The sequence below is a fragment of the Bacillus sp. 2CMS4F genome, from assembly GCF_023161785.1.
GTDB lineage: Bacteria > Bacillota > Bacilli > Bacillales > Bacillaceae > Bacillus > Bacillus halotolerans.
This window is the reverse complement of sequence record NZ_JALNTO010000001.1, coordinates 58165-79829: the sequence shown is the minus strand read 5'-3', so window position 1 is coordinate 79829 and position 21665 is coordinate 58165. Positions and strand designations below refer to the sequence as shown.

General features: G+C 46.3%; 8 protein-coding genes. All 8 read right to left on the bottom strand.

Features of this window, described 5'->3' with window-relative positions; all coding sequences use genetic code 11:
• Positions 1-13: 13 nt before the first annotated feature.
• Entirely contained in the window at positions 14-1348 is a 1335-nt protein-coding gene (locus MTN95_RS00205; RefSeq protein WP_105991936.1) for an acetyl-CoA carboxylase biotin carboxylase subunit, read from the bottom strand.
• A gap of 13 nt (positions 1349-1361) precedes the next feature.
• Positions 1362-3011 (bottom strand): AMP-binding protein, encoded by a 1650-nt coding sequence (locus tag MTN95_RS00200; RefSeq protein WP_248336531.1) that lies wholly within the window; start codon positions 3009-3011, stop codon positions 1362-1364.
• Positions 3012-3052: 41 nt separating this feature from the next.
• Complete coding sequence (locus tag MTN95_RS00195) at positions 3053-4195, bottom strand: acyl-CoA dehydrogenase family protein (RefSeq protein ID WP_105954380.1); 1143 nt, start codon at positions 4193-4195, stop codon at positions 3053-3055.
• A 79-nt stretch (positions 4196-4274) separates the two neighbouring features.
• Complete coding sequence (locus tag MTN95_RS00190) at positions 4275-4505, bottom strand: TetR/AcrR family transcriptional regulator (RefSeq protein ID WP_242521252.1); 231 nt, start codon at positions 4503-4505, stop codon at positions 4275-4277.
• Between the two features lie 301 nt (positions 4506-4806).
• Positions 4807-6342 carry a glycoside hydrolase family 10-like protein gene (locus tag MTN95_RS00180; protein WP_248336530.1) on the bottom strand — a complete coding sequence of 512 codons (1536 nt, stop codon included), beginning with the start codon at positions 6340-6342 and terminating at the stop codon, positions 4807-4809.
• A gap of 144 nt (positions 6343-6486) precedes the next feature.
• Positions 6487-6879: a DUF1360 domain-containing protein gene (locus MTN95_RS00175; protein ID WP_105954382.1), complete on the bottom strand. Its 393-nt coding sequence runs from the start codon at positions 6877-6879 to the stop codon at positions 6487-6489.
• Positions 6880-7002: 123 nt separating this feature from the next.
• A complete protein-coding gene (gene fenB / locus MTN95_RS00170; RefSeq protein WP_248336529.1) occupies positions 7003-10827 on the bottom strand; it encodes a non-ribosomal peptide synthetase in 3825 nt (1274 codons plus the stop codon).
• Between the two features lie 28 nt (positions 10828-10855).
• Positions 10856-21652, bottom strand: coding sequence for a non-ribosomal peptide synthetase (gene fenA / locus MTN95_RS00165; RefSeq protein ID WP_248336528.1), 10797 nt, complete (start codon positions 21650-21652; stop codon positions 10856-10858).
• Positions 21653-21665: the final 13 nt, after the last annotated feature.

Below are 21665 nucleotides of genomic sequence, written 5' to 3'. Positions count from 1 at the left end.
ACAGCTGCCTCCTTTATAAGTTGTTTTTCAAAAAATCAGTTGTGACGTCTCCTTTTTTGAATGCTTCTAATGAAGCAGCCTGTAAGAGAAGCGGAATATTCGTTTTGATTCCTTCTATCCGATAGTTACGGAGCGCCTCCTTTAGCCTCTCAATCGCTTCCTCTCTGTTTGGGCCTTTGACGATCATTTTGGCGATCATCGGATCGTAAAAAGGCGTAACTGCGCTCCCTGTTGCTACTGCACATTCGTGTCGTACTCCATATTGTTCCGGGAGAGAAAAAGCGGTGATTGTTCCCGGTGACGGATAGAAGGTTTTCGGATCTTCCGCATATATTCTGACCTCTATGGCATGCCCGTTTCGTTTTATGTCCTGCTGAGCGAACCTGAGAGTCTGTCCCTCCGCAACCCTTAATTGCTGCTCAACTAAATCTAAACCTGTAATTTCTTCAGTCACGGGATGTTCTACCTGCAATCTCGTATTCATTTCCAGAAAATAAAAGTTTTTATTCTCATCGACTAAAAATTCGATCGTTCCCGCATTGGCATAGCCAATCGCTTTAGCTGCTTTCACTGCCGTTTCTCCTATCTTCATTCTCAGCTCATCATCAACAAATGGAGATGGGGCTTCTTCAATGACCTTTTGGTGGCGTCTCTGGACAGAACAATCACGTTCAAACAGATGCACGGCATGCCCGTGGTGATCGGCAAGAATTTGAATTTCGATGTGGCGGGCGTGTTCAATCACCTTTTCTATATACATGGACCCGTCTCCGAAAAAATCTGCTGCTCGCTTTTTGTTTCCTTCATACGCCTTTATCAATGCTTCTTCGTCAGGAACGAGCTGCATTCCGATGCCTCCTCCCCCTGCTGAAGCTTTCAGCATAACGGGGTAGCCGATTTCACTCGCGGCGAGGCAGGCTGCCTGAATATCTCCAAGGGATTCGGAAACACCCGGCACTACAGGAACACCTGCCTCCTCCATTGCCTTTCGTGCTTCAATTTTACTTCCCATTTTGGCAATCACAGCGGGTGAAGGACCGATAAATACAATGTTTTCTTCTTTGCAGCGTTGCGCGAAACGGCTGTTTTCTGACAATAATCCATATCCCGGATGGATGGCGTCGGCATTTGCCTTTTTCGCCGCCTCTATGATTCTCTCAATATTTAAATAGCTCTCACTGACTCTCGATTCTCCGATATAATAAGCCTCTGTTGCTGTCTTTGCATGGAGCGCATCTCTGTCTGCTTCAGAATATACCGCTGCCGTTTTGATCCCAAGGCGGCTGCACGTACGAATGATTCTCATTGCGATTTCTCCGCGATTGGCAATCAGCACTTTTGTAAACAAATGAAATCACCCCTCATTGACTTGATGGTAAGTGAAACAGCTGAATCGTTTTTTCACGAAGCTTGTATTTTTGAATTTTGCCTGAGGCCGTCATAGGATACTCGTCTGTAAAGATGAAATAACGCGGAATTTTGTGGCGGGCGATTTTCCCTTTGCAATAGGTTTTCAGCTCTTCGGGTGAAGCTGTTTTTCCCTCTTTCAGCTTAATCCAGGCAGCTGCCTCCTCCCCGTATTTTTCGTCAGGCACACCAACTACCTGTACATCTAAAATATTAGGATGACGGTATAAAAATTCTTCTATTTCTCTCGGATAAACGTTTTCACCGCCTCTGATGAGCATGTCTTTTAATCTCCCGGTGACGCGGCAGTATCCGTCTGCATCCATCACAGCGAGATCACCGGTAAAGAGCCATCCTTCTGGGTTGATTGCCTTTTGCGTAGCTTCTTCGTCTTTATAATAGCCCTTCATCACATGATAGCCGCGGGTGCAGAGCTCTCCCTGTACGCCTCTTTGAACCTCATTAAACGTGCCGGGCTCCACAATTTTCACTTCGACCTCTGGCAAGGCTCGGCCGGTTGTTTCCACTCTTCTTTGGAAGGAATCATTAGCTCTTGTTTGTGTGATCACCGGCGAAGCTTCCGTTTGTCCGTAGGCGATTGTGATGTCTGTCATGCCCATTTTTTCAATGACAGCTTTCATCACCTCACTCGGACAGGATGATCCTGCCATGATGCCTGTTCGCAACGAGGACAGATCATAAGAATCAAAATCTTGAAGATGAAGCTCCGCGATAAACATCGTCGGAACACCGTGCAGTGCTGTGCATGTCTCGTTTTCAACCGTTTTAAGGACTGTGGCAGGTTCAAATTCTACAACAGGTACCATGGCTGCTCCGACGGTCACACATGCCAAAACGCCAAGCACGCAGCCGAAGCAATGGAAAAACGGAACCGGAATGCACATGCGGTCAGATGAGGTTAATTTCATACATTCAGCGATATTTGCGGCGTTGTTGATGACATTAAAATGAGTCAGCATCACTCCTTTAGGAAATCCTGTCGTTCCTGACGTGTATTGCATGTTAATGACATCATCTTTTTCAAGGCTGCTCATTCTTGCTTCCAGCTCGGCATCTGACACTGTTTGTGCCAACATCTCTGTATCGTCCCAATGATACATACCAGGTAAACGTTTTTCACCGATATAAATCAATGTTTTTAAACACGGATAGCGTTCTGATTGCAGCTGCCCGGGCTCTGCTTCCTTCAGCTCGGGAATTAAGCTGTTCAAGATCTCAGTATAGGAAGTGCCGCGATATGAATCCATGACGATAAGTGCATCCGCATCTGATTGTCTCAGCAAGTAATCAAGCTCTTGGGATTGGTAATTTGTATTTACGGTAACGAGCACGGCCCCGATTTTTGCGGTGGCGAATTGAGCAGCAAGCCATTCCGGTATATTCGAGGCCCATATGGCCACGTGGTCTCCCTTTCTAATTCCCATCCCTATGAGCCCTTTAGCGGTTTGGCGGCACAGCCTGTTGAATTGCGCGTACGTATAGCGGAGATTCCGTTCGGGATAGACAACCGCTTCTTGATCAGGATAGGCTGCTGCCGTTTGTTCCAGCAGCCTGCCGATTGTGCAATGGATGAGTTCGGACATGTGTCGGTCCTCCTTTCACGAGATCAGAAAGCGTTTACATTTTATTTTAGAAGCTGTCTGGCGATCACGATACGCTGAATTTCTGATGTGCCTTCTCCAATTTCCATCAATTTTGCATCCCGCAGCATCCGTTCAACCGCATATTCTCTCATGTAGCCGGAACCGCCGTGAATTTGAATCGCTTGGTTGCATGCCCTTGTTGCCATTTCAGAGGCAAACAGCTTGGCATAAGCCGCTTCTTTCGTAAACGGGCGCTTATGATCTTTCAGCCAGGCAGCTTTTAATACCATTTGCCGGGCAAGATCGATTTCCATCGCCATGTCGGCAAGTTTAAACTGAATGGCCTGAAAGGAAGAGATCGGCTGTCCGAACTGCTTTCGTTCTTTCGCATAGGCTAAGGAGGCTTCAAGTGCCGCTTGGGCAATGCCGACTGCAAGAGCGGCAATTGAAATGCGTCCGCCATCCAGGGTATGAAGAAACTGTTTAAATCCTTTTGAAGGGTCGCCGAGCAGGTAACTTGCGGGGACACGGACATCCTCAAGCAAAATTTCCGCTGTATTTGATCCGCGCACGCCCATTTTATCGTACGGGCTCGTTATGGTAAGGCCGGGTGTGTCAGTCGGAACAATCAATGCGGAGATGATATTATTTCCGCTCTCATTTTTGCCTGTCACTGCCGTCACAATTATCGTACGTGCATAGCTGGCATTTGTGATCCAGCATTTTTCGCCGTTAATCACATATTCATCACCATCTATCACCGCTTTCGTTTGCGTGCCTCCTGCATCAGAGCCGGCATTTGGTTCTGTCAGGCCGAATGATCCGAGTGCTTTTCCGGAAGCCAGAGGAATCAAATGCGCCCGTTTTTGTTCTTCTGTCCCGAAGTAATATAGAGGGCTTGCACCGAGTGAAACTGCAGCTGCATAGCTTAATCCTGTACTGCCGCATGCTTTGCCGATTTCTTCAACAGCTAAGGCATAGGAAATCGTATCTCCGCCTGATCCCCCGTATTCCTCAGGAAAGGGGATGCCCATCAGTCCGAGATCACCCATTTTTTGAAACGTTTGTATCGGAAATTCACCCGTTTGATCTACATGTTCTGCGTGAGGAGCAATTTCTCTCTTTGCAAAATCCTTTACCATTTCACGAACCATTTGCTGTTCTTTTGTCAGCTCAAAATTCACTTGGTTTCCTCCTTCACATCTTTGTAACATCCTATTAAGTGAATTCAGGAATCATTCCCTGACAAAAGAAGTCTGAAAATTAAAACGTCAGCATTAAAATTAACCGGTGATAATAAGCATTTTCCTTCGTTGGGGCTTTTGCTGATTTTAGCTTTTCGGTTGGCGGACGCTGATTGTTCTTTACGTTTGCCCATGAACTGTCGCACACATGACGAACCACCTCCAGCATCAGGCTCTCTTTAGTACGAAAATGATAATAAACGGTTCCTTGCGTGACATTTGCTTGTTCGGCAACTGATTTTAACGTCATTGTAGTCCCTTGATACTTCTCATAAATCCCCCGCTTTTTTCTGATCATCTCGATCAAAATGGCTAATCATTTTATGTACTGTCTTTATGTTATGTTTAGGAAGGATGCCGCAGTTTTCAAATACTTCGTCATGATCATAGCTTGAAAATACATGTTGCAAGTGTGCCTCTTCGATCTTTTTTATACGAAATGCTCAGAAATCATTTTCTCTTAGTAATTCAGCACCGGCAATCCGTTTCTTGTCTCATTCATAAAAACGCAATTTGTTGAAAAAGACGGCTAGTAAACAGCCGTCTCTGCGCTATTGATTTATTTTTCTTTTCGAGGCCTTGCTTTCGTTATGAAGTCGGTCTGCGGACGTGACATAATACGTATATGTTTTATTTGGTTCTGCCGTGTCATCCAGGAAGGTTTGCTTGTCGTTTGTTTTTCTTGCTGTGGCCAATAATGTTTGCTCCTGTTTTCCTTCAGCCCTGTATATCGCATAATAGGCTGTTTCCTTTGTTTTTCGATTTGATGAGTGGTCTTGTATGTGCAGGAGGTTTCCGTTATCGTCTGCGGTTACTTTGATCAGTTTCGGTTTTTTCGGTGCTTTGCTGTCGAGCCAAGGCATTTCGGGTACCAATGCAGGCTTGCTGTACAGGTCGGTGATGAGTCTGTCTTTGATGCCGAGCGGATTTTTATTGAGGTCTTTGAGGCTGAAATGCATGCTTCCTTTCACCAGCTCCAGCTGACGGTTGAGATTGATTTGTCTGGCGTATTCTTCAGGGTCGGACCAAGGCGGGTCAAAATTGTTATTGATTTTATAGGCTGCCTGCCCGATGTATAAATGAACGGGTCTGTTTTTGACCTCGTTGCTCCACCAATCAGCCAGCACGTCATAAGCGGCTGCGTTGAAGCCGATGCTCCAGTAAATTTGCGGGGCAATATAGTCGATGTCGCCTTGCTGGATCCAATGTCTCGTATCTGCATAAAGGTCGTCATAATTTCTGACACCTGCTTTGGTATTCGATCCGGTTGGGTCGTCTTCTGCATTTCTCCATACACCGAATGGACTGATGCCGAATTTGACATATGGTTTTTCAGCTTTGATTGTTTGATTGATTTGGCTGACAAGCTGGTTTACATTATCTCTTCGCCAGTCATCAATATCGGGAAACGTGTCTTTCCCGTATTGTTCATACTGTACGGTATCAGGAAATTCCTGTCCGGCTATTTTATAAGGGTAAAAATAATCATCCATATGAACGGCATCAACGTCATAATGCTTTACGACTTCTTCAATACCTTCGATGATAAAATCCCTCGCTTCAGGAATGCCGGGATTATAATAAAGCTGCTTTCCGTGAGCCACGACCCAGTCCGGATGCTTTCTTGCCGGGTGATCATCAGACAATTTATTGAGATCTGTATGGTTCATCGTAATACGGTAAGGATTAACCCAAGCGTGAAATTCAAGATTTCGTTTATGGGCTTCTTCAATCATAAAAGCAAGCGGATCATAACCTGGGTCTTTTCCTTGAACACCAGTCAAATATTCAGACCAAGGCCCGTAAGCGGACGGATAAAAGGCATCGGCCGTCGGCTTAATTTGAACAATGACGGCATTCATTCCCATTGACTGAACGTCATCCAGCAGGCTGAGATACTCCTGTTTTTGCGCTTCAATCGATAAGCCTTTTTTTGACGGCCAATCAAGGTTTAGTACGGATGCAATCCATACGGCTCTCAGTTCCCTGTCCGTTTGTGCTTTGGCCAGATAAGGAACGGATATGATTAACGTTCCGATGAGCAAGCTGACAAGAATACGTACAATCGGCTTTTGACAACCCTTCATTCTGTTTCTTCTCCCCCATTACATCGCTTTCACTATTCGTTATTACGGTATTCCCGGGCTGTAAAAGGGTGCTTAATTGGATTGAAGAAACCGGATTTATAACCGGCTGAACGTAAAAAAGCCCCGAAGCCTCTTTACCCTGCTTTAGGACTTTTTATCATTTATGAGAATTTGGACACTTTTTAACACGTCTACGAGTTTTACGCCTACGCCGACAGCTGATTCAAGAATGGCCTGTGCGCCTGCGATCGATAATATGAAAATCACCGGAACAGCGATATCGGGTAAAAAAAGATAGCCAAGCCCGATCAGGATGGCACACCAAACGCCCGCGCACCAGTAGCAATTTAACATATAGCCAAAGTTTGAGGACGGCACGTTTTTTTCATTCACATGCCCGTTTGCATCAACGGTTCTTTTCTTTTTCATAAAAGGTTTTCGGATGAATTCAGTAATTTTGTCGAATACAATTAAGTGTGTCAGCCTGTAACTCGCCAGTATCAGCATAAAAAAAGTAAGCCAAGAAAGATGTTCCATGACAAGCCTCCAAGAAAAAGGATGATGTTATCATTCCCCGCTTTTTTGCATCCATTCTTATGCGCGACGCTCTTGCAAAAAGAAAACCGGACAGAGATACGCTTCTGTCCGGCAAGTATTTGTTTAATGCTTATTTGGCAGCACTTTTTGAACTGAATTGATCTTGTCTAAAATATAGAGGATAATATTTGCATTTTTTTCAGCAAATTCACCTTCCAACATGTCTTTGTGTGCGCCGTACCCGGTGTATTCGGCATAGCCTTCCTCAGCGGCGTCTTGCCATTTCTGTAATACCATAGCCCCGCTCGTTTCGGTTTGAATGCCAGCTTCAATGAAATGAATGTTTGATTTGATGCGGCCTTCATTTATTAACTGAGCCCAATATTCCTGATAACACCTTTTTTTCTGCATCACTGTTTCTCTGACTGCTTCCGGCAGGTATGCGGCTGAGTCGTCGTTTTCGGTATCTGCTGTTATAGACTGATCCTTTTTGTAGGCGTCTACGATAATGAAGTCACTGACTTCTAATCCTTTCTGCTCCATAGCCTGTACGACCTCAAAAGCCAAGTTTCCGCCCGCGGAGTAGCCTAATAGAACGTACGGCCCTTCTGGCTGTATTTCGGTAATGCGGCTGACATATTGTTCGATGCGGCTGTCTTCCTCAATAAAATGAAAGCCATACACGGCTGCTTTGTGATTCAGCTGCAATGCCAGGTCTTTAAAATAAATCCCGAAGCCTGAAATCGGCGGGAAGCAGAACAGGTTTTTTCCGCCTTGCTGGTTCAGTTGGATCACATGCTGTTCGCCGGCCGCTGACAGCTGATTAGAATAAAGCTTTTCCGCAAGCTGGGCGATCGTCGGATTTTCGAATAAGACATCAATCGGTATATCAATATGCTGATGATGTTTAAGCATGTGTATCACTTGAAGCGCTTTTAGTGAATGTCCGCCAAGAGCGAAGAAATCATCATGTATTCCGATCGTTTTGACGCCGAGTACGCTTTTCCAAATTTGCGCCAATTCCTGTTCGACCCAGTTTCTGGGCGGTGTGAGGTCCTGACGATTTTCAGACTCGTTTTCTGGAACAGGGAGTGCGCTGCGATTGATTTTTCCGTTTCCGGTAAGCGGCATACGGTCAACCCGAACCCAGCGCTGCGGAATCATGTAGTCAGGAAGCACTCGTGCCAATGCAGCGCGAATTTCCTTTTCGTTTCTGCTTTCATCACTAACATAATGCGTGTATAGCTGCGCCTCTCCATCTGTTTCCAGCAATGTAACTGCCGCTTCACGGACCCCTTCGATTTCTAACAGCCGCGCTTCAATTTCAGCGGGCTCAATCCGTTTTCCGCGAATTTTAATCTGTCTGTCAATCCGGCTGATATATTCTAGGTTCCCATCAGGCAGCCACCGCGCCAAATCACCGGTACGGTATATTCTTTCTCCAGGTATGAAAGGATCAGGAGAAAAAACGGCAGCTGTTACATCATCTCTGTTTAAATAGCCTTTTGCCACCCCGTCACCGCCGACACATAGCTCTCCGGGAACGCCTATTGGCAAGAGACATCCTTTTGCATCTAAAATGAAAGCGGTACAATTGCTGATCGGTTTCCCGATCGGGATAGGAGTGGCATAGTCTCTTTTAATCTCAAAAAAGGTTGAGAACGTCGTGTTTTCTGTCGGTCCATAGATATTATAAAGCGAAAGGTTCGGACACGCGCGCCTGACAGCATTTATAAGCTCAGGCGACAGCGCTTCGCCCCCGACATATAGCGTATGAAGCCTGTGAAACATGTCAGCTTGAGCTTGTGCCAGCTGATTAAAAAGAGCGGTTGTCAAAAACAGCACAGTGATGTTGTTTTCAATTAAATACGCGCCAAAACGATCTGGTGTCAGCATTGTTGATTTATCAATGATATGCAGAGTTGCTCCTTTTAAAAGCGCTCCAAACATTTCAAAGGTGACGGCGTCAAAGCTGATGGACCCTGTCAGGATAAACCGGTCATTTACAGAAGCTGATGTGTAATTGCTGTTGCAAACAAGGGACACGACATTGCGATTGGTAATCATGACGCCTTTAGGCCGGCCTGTCGAACCGGAAGTATACATGATGTACGCGAGATCATCCGGGCCAGTGACGATTTCCAAAGGTTTCGTATGTTCTTCAATCATCGCCTCTGCATCTGCAGAAATGAAGGTTCCAGCAAACGCTGTGTTTGGCTCCAGTCCTTTTTGAACAATCAGCATAGCGGCTTTTGTTTCGTCGAGCATATAGCTGATCCGTTCAGGCGGAAGCTCCGCGTCAAGAGGAAGGTATGTCCCCCCTGCTTTTAAAACAGCCAGTACACTAATGATGAATTCAGGAGAATGACCAGCCAAAATACCGGCTGTTCCGTTCCGGCGCAGCCCGTTTTCATACAATGTTCTGGCCAGTGCATCCGATTTTTGATCGAGTTCACGATACGAAATGGACCTATTTCCGTAAACTAGAGCTGTTTGATCTGGTGTTTTTACTGCCTGTTCGCGGAATATATCTATTACTGATTTGTTTTTCGGATACGCCGTCGAAGTGTCATTACATTGTGTTAAAATCTGCTCTTTTTCTTTCGGATCAAGAAAGGAAAAGTCTGCAACGGGAATGTCAGGGTGATCTGCAGCGGCTTGTAACGCTTGTGTCAGCTGTCTTTGGATGCAGGTCATCCAGGCAGCATCATACACGTGCGCATTATAGCTGAACTTGATGACGAGTTCATCACCGGGAGCAACGACAAGGTTGAAATTGTATCCTGACTGTTCAGATACTTTCACATTGTCTATTTGCAGAGGTGAATCAATCTGATCAGCTGAGTCAGCCATTTTTTGCTGTAACGGATAATTTTCAAAGACAATAATGTGGTCAATCAGTTCCTGTTTTAAGGCGGTGTTTGCCTGAATATCGAATAAAGGATGGCAGGTAAACGGCTCAGCGTCCAGCATATCTTGTTGACAACGGCTGAGCAGTTCTGCAAACGTTTCTTCTTTGCCTGTTTTAACACGAACCGGAACTGTATTGATAAACAATCCGATCATTGACTCAACACCCGGAATTTCAGATGGTCTGCCTGAAACGACCGCGCCAAAAACGACATCGTCCGTTCGGTTGTAGCGCTGGAGCATGACACCCCAGACCGTTTGAATAAAGGTGGCAAGCGTGACGCCTGTTTGTTTGGCGGTCTCTTTTAGCTTGTCCGTCAGCTTTTGATTTAGAGTGAAAATTAATTCTTCACGGTAATACCCTTCTTTTGCTTCTCTGTCCGTCACCCGAGGCAGCTGTGAGGGGGTGCTGTAGTTTTTCAGATAAGCACGCCAGTAGTCTGCTGCCGTTTCTTTGTCTTGTTTTGTCAGCCAAGAAATATAGGTGCTGTAGGGACGAACAGGCTCCAAAGCAAGGTGATTTCCTGTTTGGATAGATTGATAGATTTGCATAAATTCCTGCAGAATGATTCCGAGACACCAGCCGTCCATTAAGATGTGATGATGGCTCCAGACACAGACATGCTCATTTTCCGCTGTTTTGAGCAGAGAAATCCGCATCAGCATGTCTTTTTGCAAATCAAACCCTTTTTTCTTATCTTTCTCCTTAAACTGTTCAATATAATCATTCTGCTCATTCGTTTGCAGGCTGGAAATGTCCTCAGTGTGCAAATGGAATTTCCGTTCTGTCATCACGACCTGCCGAGGCCCCGATAGATTAGGGACGTGCGGCAGAAATACAGTTCTGAAAATATCATGGCGGTCGATGATGGCTTGAATACTGCGCTGAAACATCTCATAGCTAAGGCTTCCTTTTATCGTAAAGAGCGACTGCTCAACATAAGCTCCCTCCTCTTTATGGAGGAAGGAATGAAACAGCATTCCCTCCTGCATATGACTCAGAGGATAAATATTCTTGATTTTTTTGGTTTTAACCATATCGCCTGCACCTTTCTATACGGTTTCATTAGTGAAAACTGAGCATATCAGCGATTTCTTGGAGCGCATCCTCGGTCAGTTCATGATCATCAAAATCGCTGATGGTTTTTTCTGTTTCTGTTTTGTTCAGACAGTGATCAATCAGCTTCAGTAAGTAGTGATGGCAATTCTCACAAAGCTGTGCGATTGTTTTATGCTGGAAACGGGATGTTTCATACGTCATGTTGACTGTCATTTTTCCTTCTGCTGCCATCGCACTGATGTCAAGCGTTTGCTCACGGTTCCAAGAAGTGCTGATATCTTCTCCGGTCCCGAGCGGAGAAAACGAGAAGGTGTTTTCATCAGGCGCTTCAGTTGTACGGCTGTTTTCAAATTGACCCAGATAGTTGAAGCTGATGTCCGCCGTGCCGGTGAAATCGACGTCAGTTTTCTCAGGCGGGGTCAAATATTTGAGTACACCGTAGCCGAATCCTTTGTCCGGAACACGTCTCAGTGTATCTTTTGTTGTTTTTAACACATGAACCAAGTATTCTTCTTGATCCTTGTCGGTCAAGTCTGAATCTAGTTTGACGAATAATGGATAAATGGCGGTAAACCATCCAACCGTGCGGCTGACATCTATGCCGTCTAACACATCCTCGCGTCCGTGGCTTTCTAATGACAATTTGACGGCGGATTGTTTTGTCCAATCCCGCAAAGCTAGAATCACGGAAGCCAGCAGCATATCTTGCGTATCTGTGTTATATGTGCTGTTGACGCTTTTTAAAAGCGCATCCGTCTCTTTTGTATTTAGAGAGAATGAAACCGTATCCCGTTTTCTCTCATTTGCCGTTTGAGCGTCCATTTGATCAAACGGCAGTGCTTCTGTTTGATACTCTTCAGCTTCGCGCCAATATGCGAGCTGTTTCATAAGCTGACGGCTTTCAGCATAGTCAGCGAGTTTTTCCGTATATGCTTTGAAAGAGCTTGTTTTAGGCGGCAAATCAATGTCTTCTCCGTTTACAGCCTGACGGTATACGGTTGCCAAATCCTCAAGCAGGACACGCCATGAGACGCCGTCAACAATGAAGTGATGAGCCGTTAGGAACAAAAAGTCTCCGTCATCTGTACGGAAAAGTCCGGCCTGCATTAGCGGCCCTTTTTCCAAATCTATGTTCTGCTGAATGTCACGTACATGATGTTTAATCAGAGATTCATATTCATTAACTTCTGAACCTTTAAGATTGATGATCTGAAGGCTGTACAGCGCGTCATCTGAATGACTGACCGGCCGATTATATTGAACCCATTTGCCTTGCTCAGACTGTGTGAACACCATTCGCAGCGCATCGTGGTGGATGGTGATGGCTTTTAACGTTTTGCGCAGCGCGTCTTCTTGAATGGAGGTACTCCGATGCAGCATAACAGATTGATTAAAATGGTGTTTCTCTTTTATATCTTGAGAAAGGAACCATTTCTGAACAGGTGACCACTGTACTTCTCCCTCAACCGGAGCTTGGCTGGCACTAGTATCGGAATCACGGATATATGCTGCCAGTTCTTTAATTGTCGGATGACTGAATAAATCTTTAACCGACATTTGTTTCCCGATTCGATGAAGCCGTGCTGACACCTGTAACGCTTTAATGGAATCTCCTCCGAGCTCAAAGAACGAATCATCAATTCCGATTTTCTCTGCACCGAGCACTTCACCCCATATATCTGCCAGTTTTTGTTCCATCTCGCTGTTCGGTGCATGAAATGTACGTACTTGATTCAATGCCGGTTCTGGAAGTGCCCGGCGATCCAGCTTGCCATTTGGTGACAAAGGAAGCGAGTCCAGCGTTTGAATAAACGCCGGCATCATATACAAAGGCAGCTGTTTTTTTAATTCGGCACGCAGCATTTCTGTATTAAAGTCTTGCTCTGCCACAATGTAAGCACATAATTCGGTTTGAGCAGACGCTGTTTCGCGAGCAAGGACAACAGCCTCTTTGACTCCATTTATACGGCGGATAACCGATTCAATTTCTTTCGTTTCTACACGGTGGCCTCTGATTTTGACTTGATCGTCCATTCGTCCTAAGTATTCGATTGTACCGTCTGCCATCCATCTGGCTGCGTCACCTGTTCGGTACATGCGTTTTTCGGGCTGGAATGGGTGCTGAACGAACGTTTTTGCTGTCAGTTCCGGAAGATTGACGTACCCTCTCGCAAGCCCTGTTCCTGCTATGCAAAGCTCGCCGGCAACGCCGATTGGCTGAAGCTGATCCCCGTTTAAAATCAGCACTTCAGTATTGTCGATCGGCCGGCCGATGCATACGTTTTTCTGCCGTTCCATATGTCTCATGGCTGTGGTTGCCACACTGTTTTCTGTCGGCCCATATTCATTTGCTAGCTCTGTATTCGGGCATATTGCCATGCTGCGGTCTATCAATTCCCGGTCAGCTGCTTCTCCTGCAAGCGTGACTACTCTAAGCGTCTTCGCATCTTCCGGCTGTATGACGTCCAAAAGTGCCCGATATAAAACAGGGACGATAATCATATGTGTAATCCGATGATGAGATAGATCATGCTTAATGGACAAAATATCTTTCGCTTCGTTTTCATCAGGCAGCACTGTCTTTGCACCTGACAAAAGCGGTGTGAACATACTTGTTAAAAAGCCGTCAAACGAAAAAGAAAAGAGCTGAAGGACTGTGTCTGTCTCATTCAAAGCATAAGCATTTCGCCGCCACTGCAGGGTGTTGGCTATTCCTTTATGCTCGACCATCACGCCTTTTGGCTGGCCTGTCGTTCCTGAAGTGTAAATGATATAAGCCAAATGCTGAGGGCGTGACACTTGAGGAAGCGGTGATCCGTCGTATGTCTCCGCGTTCTCTATGGCGAATATCTCACCTTCAAAATCTTCAAGTGCTTCTTGGTCCGCAGCAGGTAAAGTGATGAGCAGTTTGGTTCGGCTGTCGCCGAGTATATAGCGTTTCCGTTCCGCCGGGTATTCCGGATCAATCGGGACATAACAGCCGCCGGCTTTCCAAACGCCCAGAATGGCTGCAATCATGCTGAATGAACGATGCATCATAATGCCGACTGGTGTGTCCGGTTTAACCCCGCGGTCTCGCAGGGCCCATGCTATGCCATTGGACCATTCGTCCAGTTCCTGATAGGTGAGCGTGTTTTCTCTGCTGACGAGTGCAGGAGCATTCGGAGTCAGCACTGCTTGTGTTTCAAACAGCTGATCGATTGTTTGCACTTTATGTTCATTTTCTTGCCCGCTGTTAAACTCATTCAACAGTTTGTTTCGCTCTTCATGAGTCAGAATGTCGATATTGTTAAGAAGTGTGTTCGGATTTTTGACGATATGGCTCAGCAAATTTGTCAGATGATATGTCCATTGTTTTATCGTTGCTTTTTGAAAAAGCGAAGTTGAATATTCAAATTGCAAATGAATTTGCTCGTCACCCTCAGAAGCCTGCAATGTGATATCAAACTTAGAAACATGATGAGAAACGCCGGTCGGCTGAAGTTGTATGTCATCCAGCTCCAAAGTCTGTTGCTCTGTATTTTGAACGACTAACATCGCATCAAACACTGGATTTCGGCTCATATCCCTTGTCACGCCGAGCTTATCGACAAGCTCTTCGAACGGATAATCCTGATGTTCATAAGCTTCCAATGCAGTCTCACGCACTTCCTGCAAAAATTGCGCAAACGGCTTCCCGCCCTCCGGGCGTGTCCGAAGCGCCAGGGTGTTGACGAACATTCCAAGTATCGGCTCAAGATCTTTGTGAGGACGTCCGGCAATTGGTGACCCGACGATGATGTCTTCCTGTCCGCTTAAGCGCGCCAATAACGCTGTGTAAGCTGCCAGAAGCACCATGTACAGGGTGCTTCCGTTCTCCCGTGCGAGCTTGTGAAGCCCGGCTGTGAGTTCTTGATCGAGCGTAAATGAGACTTGATCACCCGCGAAGCTTCGCACTGGCGGCCGGGCGTAATCAGCCGGCAGGTCCAGTACGGGCAGCTCGCCTTCGAGCTGCTTCAGCCAGTACGCCTCCTGCGTCTTGTACGTGTCTCCTTTTTTAAAGGCCTCCTGCCATACGGCATAGTCTTTATATTGAATGTGAAGCGCAGGTAGCTCTTGATTGGCGTACAGCTCCCCGAATTCGCGAATGAGCGTATTGACTGACACACCGTCTGAAATAATGTGATGCATATCGACCAGTAATAGATGCCGTCCGTCTGATACCTTGACGATTCCCGCTCGAAACAGCGGAGCTTGGCTGAGGTCAAACGGCTGGATAAACGCTGCCGCGGCTTCCTGTTCAGTTTGTCCGCCGAGCACAGAGGTGTGGAATGTAAACGTCACTTCGTCATGGATGCGCTGAACCGGCTCGCCGTCTGTGTCCGTTGTAAAGGACGTCCGCAGTGACTCGTGGCGTTTGATCAGCTTTTTGAATACAGCATCCATTCTTGTAAGATCCAGCTTTCCTTCCAGCTCCAAGACTGCCGGCATATTGTAGCCTGTGCCTCCATCCTCCAGCTGCTGGAGCACATACATCCGCTTTTGGGCGGAGGAAACCGGGTAGGTCTCGCGTTTTTCAGCCGGCTTCATGGCTTCATACGGACTTTCCGTTCCTTCGCTGATGACAGAAGCCAAACCTTCTACCGTCGGATGGGCAAACACATCCTTCAGCGGCACCTGGACGCCGAATTCCTTAGCGATCCGGGAGACAAGCGCGGTGGCTTTTAAGGAATGGCCGCCCCGGTCAAAAAAGTTGTCGTGAATGCCGACAGGTCCGCTTTTCAGCACTTCCTCCCACAGCTGGGAAAGCTTCATCTCTGTCAGATTTCTTGGCGCTGTGTAGGTTTCCCGATCTGCCGCTCCGTCAGGAGCAGGCAGCGCTTTTCGGTCGAGCTTTCCGCTCGGGGTAACCGGCCATTGTTCCATCTCAATGATATGAGCAGGGATCATGTAGCCCGGAAGCAAAGTATCAAGCTGCTTGCGCACTTCATTTCTGCCGAGCCCTTCCGCATACGCACATAATTCCGCCTCGCCGCTTTCTGTACGAACAGTCACAGCCGCTTCCCGCACGCCTTCTATGCTTCTGAGCGCCGCTTCGATTTCTCCCGGCTCAATCCGGTAGCCGCGGATTTTCACCTGGTCATCCAGACGGCCGAGGAATTCAACCTGTCCGTCTGGGAGCCAGCGCGCCAAATCACCCGTTTTGTACATGCGTTCACCCGGATAAAATGGATCATCAAGAAAACGTTCTTCTGTTAATTGCGGACGATTCAAGTAGCCTCTGGCGACGCCGGCTCCGGCGATGTACAATTCTCCGATACATCCAGCAGGCAGCATCCTCTGCTTCTGGTTCAGAATATACAATCTGACATGATGAATAGGTTTGCCAATGGGAATGCGGTCAAGTTTTTCATCCAGCGGGCAATCAAAGTATGCCGCTTCTACAGTAGCTTCGGTAGGCCCATAGGAATTGGTTAATGTAACACCTGGCAGCAATTCACAGAACCGAGAGACAAGGTGTGCCCCCAGCTGTTCGCCTCCAGAAAACACCCTCTTCAGCCTGTTCGTTTTGATCGGTACAGGGCCATTTTTTAGATATTCTAAAAACGCATGAAGCATAGAAGGCACAAAATGCATCGCTGTAATCTGCTGTTCTTCTATGACCTTCAATATCATGTCCGGTTCTTTTTCGCCTCCTTGAGGAAGCAGATAAACAGAGGCGCCGGCGTACGGCCACCAAAACAGCTCCCATATTGAAGCATCGAAGGAATACGACGTTTTATGCAAAATGACGTCCGATTGGTTCAAAGGATAGCGGAACTGAAGGGAATTTAAAAAATTCACTGCAGATTGATGCTCAACCTGTACACCCTTAGGTCTTCCAGTAGAGCCGGATGTATAAATCATATAGGCTAAAGAATCCGGATAGACTTCAACATTTGGATTGGACAGACGACGTTTCAGCCCGCTGTTTAATTGACTGAGATGAACGATTTCTCCATCAAAAGCCGGAATGTCTAGATTGTCAGATTGAATAAGGAGAATGCCAGAATCGCTGTCCTTCAGCAAAAAACGGATCCGTTCCTCTGGATAATCCGGGTCAATAGGAAGATAAGCGCCGCCTGCTTTTAGAATCGCATAAATCCCGATCAGCATTTCAGAGGAACGCCTTCCCATAATGGCAACAGTCGTTTCGGCTTTTACTCCCCGGTCGATCAGCTCCCAGGCTACACGGTTAGTCTGTTCGTTCAATTCCTTGTAGGTTATCTCTCTGTCTTCAACGATCACGGCCGGTTGGTCAGGTGTTTTTGCCGCTTGCTGTTCGAGTGCATGGTACAGGGTCTGTTTCAACGGATAGCCTGTCTCTTCAAGCGGCTGGCATGAGTCAATGAAAGACCTTTCTTCTTCTAAAGTCAGGATCGGGATATCGTCCAATTCCATGTCAGGACTGGAAACTGTGTTTTCCACAAGTGTCGTAAAAAGGTCGGCCCACCTTTGAACGGTATCTTTTTCAAACAAAGCGGTACTGTATTCAAACTGACAGTACAGCTCAGCTTCATGCTCCGTGACATACAGGGAAATATCGAACTTAGATATCGGATGCTGCAAATCGTTCCATCTAAGCAGCAAATCATTCATTTTCAGCGTTTGCTTTTCCATATTTTGCAGCACAAGTGTTGTATCAAACAGCGGATTCCGGCTCATTTCCCTCTGCACACCGAGTTGATCAACCAGCTCTTCAAACGGATAATCCTGATGCTCATAGGCTTCCAGTGCAGTCTGCTTGACTTCCTTCAGAAAATCCGTAAATGTCTTATTGCCGGCTGGGTGCGTCCGGAGCGCTAATGTATTGACGAACATGCCAAGGACCGCTTCAAGATCGGCATGCGGGCGTCCGGCAATAGGCGAACCGATCACGATGTCTTCCTGACCGCTTAACCGCGACAAAAAAGCTGAATACAATGCGAGTAGCGTCATGTACAGCGTGCTCCCATTTTTGCGGGCTAGCTGCTTCAGCCGGGACGTGATGTCTTCATTCATTTGAAATAAAACTTTGCCGCCTGAGAAATTCCGTTCTGCCGGTCGGCGCTTGTCTGTTGGGAGCTCGAGCACTGGCAGCTCACCGCTAAACTGTCTCAGCCAGTAAGTCTCCTGCTTTTTGTATGTGTCTCCCTTTTGAAATTCCTGCTGCCAAACGGCGTAATCTTTATATTGGATTCGTAACGGCTTAAGCGCCCGATTTGCATAGCGCTCAGTGAATTCGCGGATTAAAAGCTGAACGGATACACCATCGGAAATGATATGATGCATGTCCACCAGCAGCAAATGCTTCTCGTTCGCCAGTTTCACAAGGCCAGCTCTGAATAACGGCGCTTGACTGAGGTCAAATGGACGGACAAATCCTGCAGCAGAGGCTTCTTCACTTAACGTAAACGGAACCTCACTGTGAATACGCTGTACGGGCTCGGCATCTTCTCCCGGCACAAAGGACGTTCGAAGCGGCTCATGCCGGCTGATCAGTTCCTTGAATACAGCAGCCAGTTTTTCGCGATCAAGCTTCCCTTCCAGTTCTAAAACTGCCGGCATGTTGTAGCCGACACCGCCATTATCTAGATGCTGGAGCACGTACATCCGCTTTTGAGCTGATGATACTGGGTACGTCGGTTGTTCTTTTGCCTGTGCAACCGACGCATAGGGATTTTCCTCTGCATGTCGAATAATGAGAGCCAATCCTTCCACTGTCGGATGGGCAAATACGTCCTTCAGCGGGACTTGAACATGAAATTCCTTGGCGATTCGCGACACAAGCACCGTTGCTTTTAACGAGTGTCCGCCGCGGTCAAAAAAGTTGTCGTGAATGCCGATCGGGGCTTCCTTCAGCACATCTTCAAACAGCTGCGAAAGCTTTACCTCTAACAGGTTCCGCGGAGCAGCGTATGTATTACTGCTGATTGAAGCTTCCGGTTCTGGAAGAGCTGATTGATCGACTTTTCCGTTCGGCGTCAAAGGAATGCTGTCAACCCAGACCCATTTGGGCGGAATCATATATTCTGGGAGCTCATTTGCCAGATATTGTCGCAAAGCCGAGGCATCCAGCCTGTGCATACTGCAATAATAAGCGCATAACTCATGCTCTTCACTTTGATTTTGCCGGATAAGAATAGCAGCTTCTTTGACCTCTGGATGATTCATTAACGCGATTTCTATTTCTTGCGGCTCGATTCGATAACCTCTGATTTTCACTTGATCGTCGGCTCGACCGATATATTCAAAGCTGCCGTCTTCACGAATTCTCGCTACATCTCCCGTTCGGTACATGACCGCTCCGGACCTGAAGGGATCGGGTAAAAATTTCTCTCGCGTCAGTTTATCGTTATTGATATAACCCCTGGCTACACTTGAACCGGAAATATAAAGTTCTCCTGATACCCCCCGAGGCTGTAGCTGTTTTTGGCGATTTAAAATATACATATCAGTACAATCAATCGGTTTTCCGATCGGAGGAAACTCCGGAATTTGGTCACCCGGATATATGGTATATGCCGACACTACATGAGTTTCTGAAGGTCCATAATGATTGTGCAAGTACATACTGCGCTGACGCAAAACATCTTGGAGAAGACTGGAAACGATTAATTGCTCACCGGCTGTAATCAGGTGTTTTACATCATGAGGAAACACGTTCGCAAATTCCTGTTCGCTGAAAATCATTTTGATAAAAGCTGTTGGGAGAAACACAATAGTCGTCTGATGCTCTTTTATAAATGCAAACAGCTGAGGCACGTCTCTTTTTATAGCTTCAGGCACGATATGAAGTGTGCCGCCTCCCAGCAATGTTGAAAATATTTCTTGATAGCAGACGTCAAAAGCAGGAGTTGCAAATTGCAAAACATCATTTTCAAAGTCAATGCCAGAGCGAGTGAATTCGAACTGCAGCAAGTTAGCCATATTTCGATGTTCAAATTGAACGCCTTTTGGTTTTCCCGTTGTACCTGATGTGTAAATCATATAGAGCAGGTCGTCCGCACTATTCACTGAATGTAAGCAGCTGCCGTCTTCGATTTGAATATCTTCTATATAGGTAACATTCAGGCCAGTCTCAAGCAAAGGTGCAAAATGCGCTTGTGAAACGACATGAGAGCAGCCGCAGTCATTTAGAATATAATTTATTCTGTCAGACGGATAATGGGGATCGATTGGAACAATGGCGCCTCCAGCCTTCAATATACCGAGAATACCTGTAATGAACTCAGTTGAGCGTTCCATCATGATTGCGACAGGTTCCTGCCTCATAACGCCTTTTTTCCGCAAATGCCGTGCCAATCTGTTGGCGGATTCGTTCAATTCTTTATAGGTCAGAGAATGCGCTTGATCAATCACAGCCCGCGCGCCAGGCGTCCTTTCTGCCTGTTTTTCAAACATGGCATGGATGGTTTCATAAACTGGTTTGTGATCTTTGATTTCCCCAATCAGCTGCAGCTTTTCAGTGTCTGTTGTGATATCGATGTCTTCGGGTGAGAGATGCGGATGATCTAAGATTTGGGAAACAGTGTTCAAAAGATGCTCCTTAACAGAAAGCACAAAGGATCGGTCATGCAGTGCTGCATCATAGCTCATTTTTATATGGATTTCTTCCGCTGGCGCCACCATAAGATAAAAGCTGTAATTGGTTTCATCCGCTACTGTAAAGTTATGAATCTGAAAAAGATCCGAATCGTGCTCCTGGCTGTTCAGCATTTCTATTTCTTTCTGCACCGGATAGTTTTCGAATACAAGAATGTGATCAATCAAACCTTGCTTGACTGCTGAACGGGACTGTATCTCGTATAGAGGATGGTAGCTGTATGCTTCTGCAGCAAGGCGATCCTTTTGCATGTCTTTTACGAGCTGTAAAAACGGCGTTTTTGATCCATGCAGGCGTATGGGAATCGTGTTGATGAAAAGCCCGACCATTTGTTCAATTCCTTCAATATCTGAGGGCCTTCCTGAAATGACAGAACCGAATACCGCGTCATCACTATTGTTATATTTTTGAAGAAGAATTCCCCATAGGGTATGGAAAATTGTACTGAGTGTGACTTCTTCTCTTACGGCAAGCTCTGACAGCCTGCTGCTGTCTTCTTTTGAAAATGAAAATGTAATTTGCTCCTGCCTGCTTGTGCTCTTTGTTTTTTTCTGCTTCGGGAGCAAGGTTTGCTGCTCAATGCCGGAAAGATAATTGTCCCAATAGGAAACAGCTTTCTCTTTGTCTTGCTCCATCAGCCAATTGATATAAGTTCCGTATGGCTGAACGGGCTCCAATGATAATGGAGCCCCTTTTATTTTTGATGCATAAATCTGAAGGAATTCTTTTAGTACAATGCCGAGGCACCAGCCGTCCATCATGATGTGATGAAAGGTCCAAATACAAGTATATTGCCGCTTTCCTGTTCGAATAAGTGTGATGCGCATGAGCATATCTTTTTGCAGATGAAACCCTTTGGCGCGGTCCTTTTCTTTTATTTGTTCGACAAAAGCAGATTGGCCCGCTTCATCTAAATGAGCAATGTCCTCCTCCAGTACACTGACAGTCCGTTCCCTCAGGACAACCTGCTGAGGTGAAGAGACATTTTGGCTGATGAAAATCGTTCTGAAAATGTCATGTCTTGCTACTAAAGCATTGATGCTCTCTTGGAAAAACTGCAAATTGACTTCTCCCTCTATTGTAAAAGAGGCTTGTTCAACATATGCCCGTGAATCTTTTTGCAGGAGGGAATGAAAAAGCATTCCTTCCTGCATATAAGACAGCGGATAAATATCCTGTATTGAATTCGCTTTTGTCATGTTCATATCTCCC

Excerpts from the sequence above, each read along its gene's own strand:
- MTN95_RS00200 (WP_248336531.1), bottom strand. The coding sequence starts at position 3,011 with ATGTCCGAACTCATCCATTGCACAATCGGCAGGCTGCTGGAACAAACG.
- MTN95_RS00190 (WP_242521252.1), bottom strand. The coding sequence starts at position 4,505 with ATGACGTTAAAATCAGTTGCCGAACAAGCAAATGTCACGCAAGGAACC.
- MTN95_RS00180 (WP_248336530.1), bottom strand. The coding sequence starts at position 6,342 with ATGAAGGGTTGTCAAAAGCCGATTGTACGTATTCTTGTCAGCTTGCTC.
- MTN95_RS00175 (WP_105954382.1), bottom strand. The coding sequence starts at position 6,879 with ATGGAACATCTTTCTTGGCTTACTTTTTTTATGCTGATACTGGCGAGT.
- fenB (WP_248336529.1), bottom strand. The coding sequence starts at position 10,827 with ATGGTTAAAACCAAAAAAATCAAGAATATTTATCCTCTGAGTCATATG.
- fenA (WP_248336528.1), bottom strand. The coding sequence starts at position 21,652 with ATGACAAAAGCGAATTCAATACAGGATATTTATCCGCTGTCTTATATG.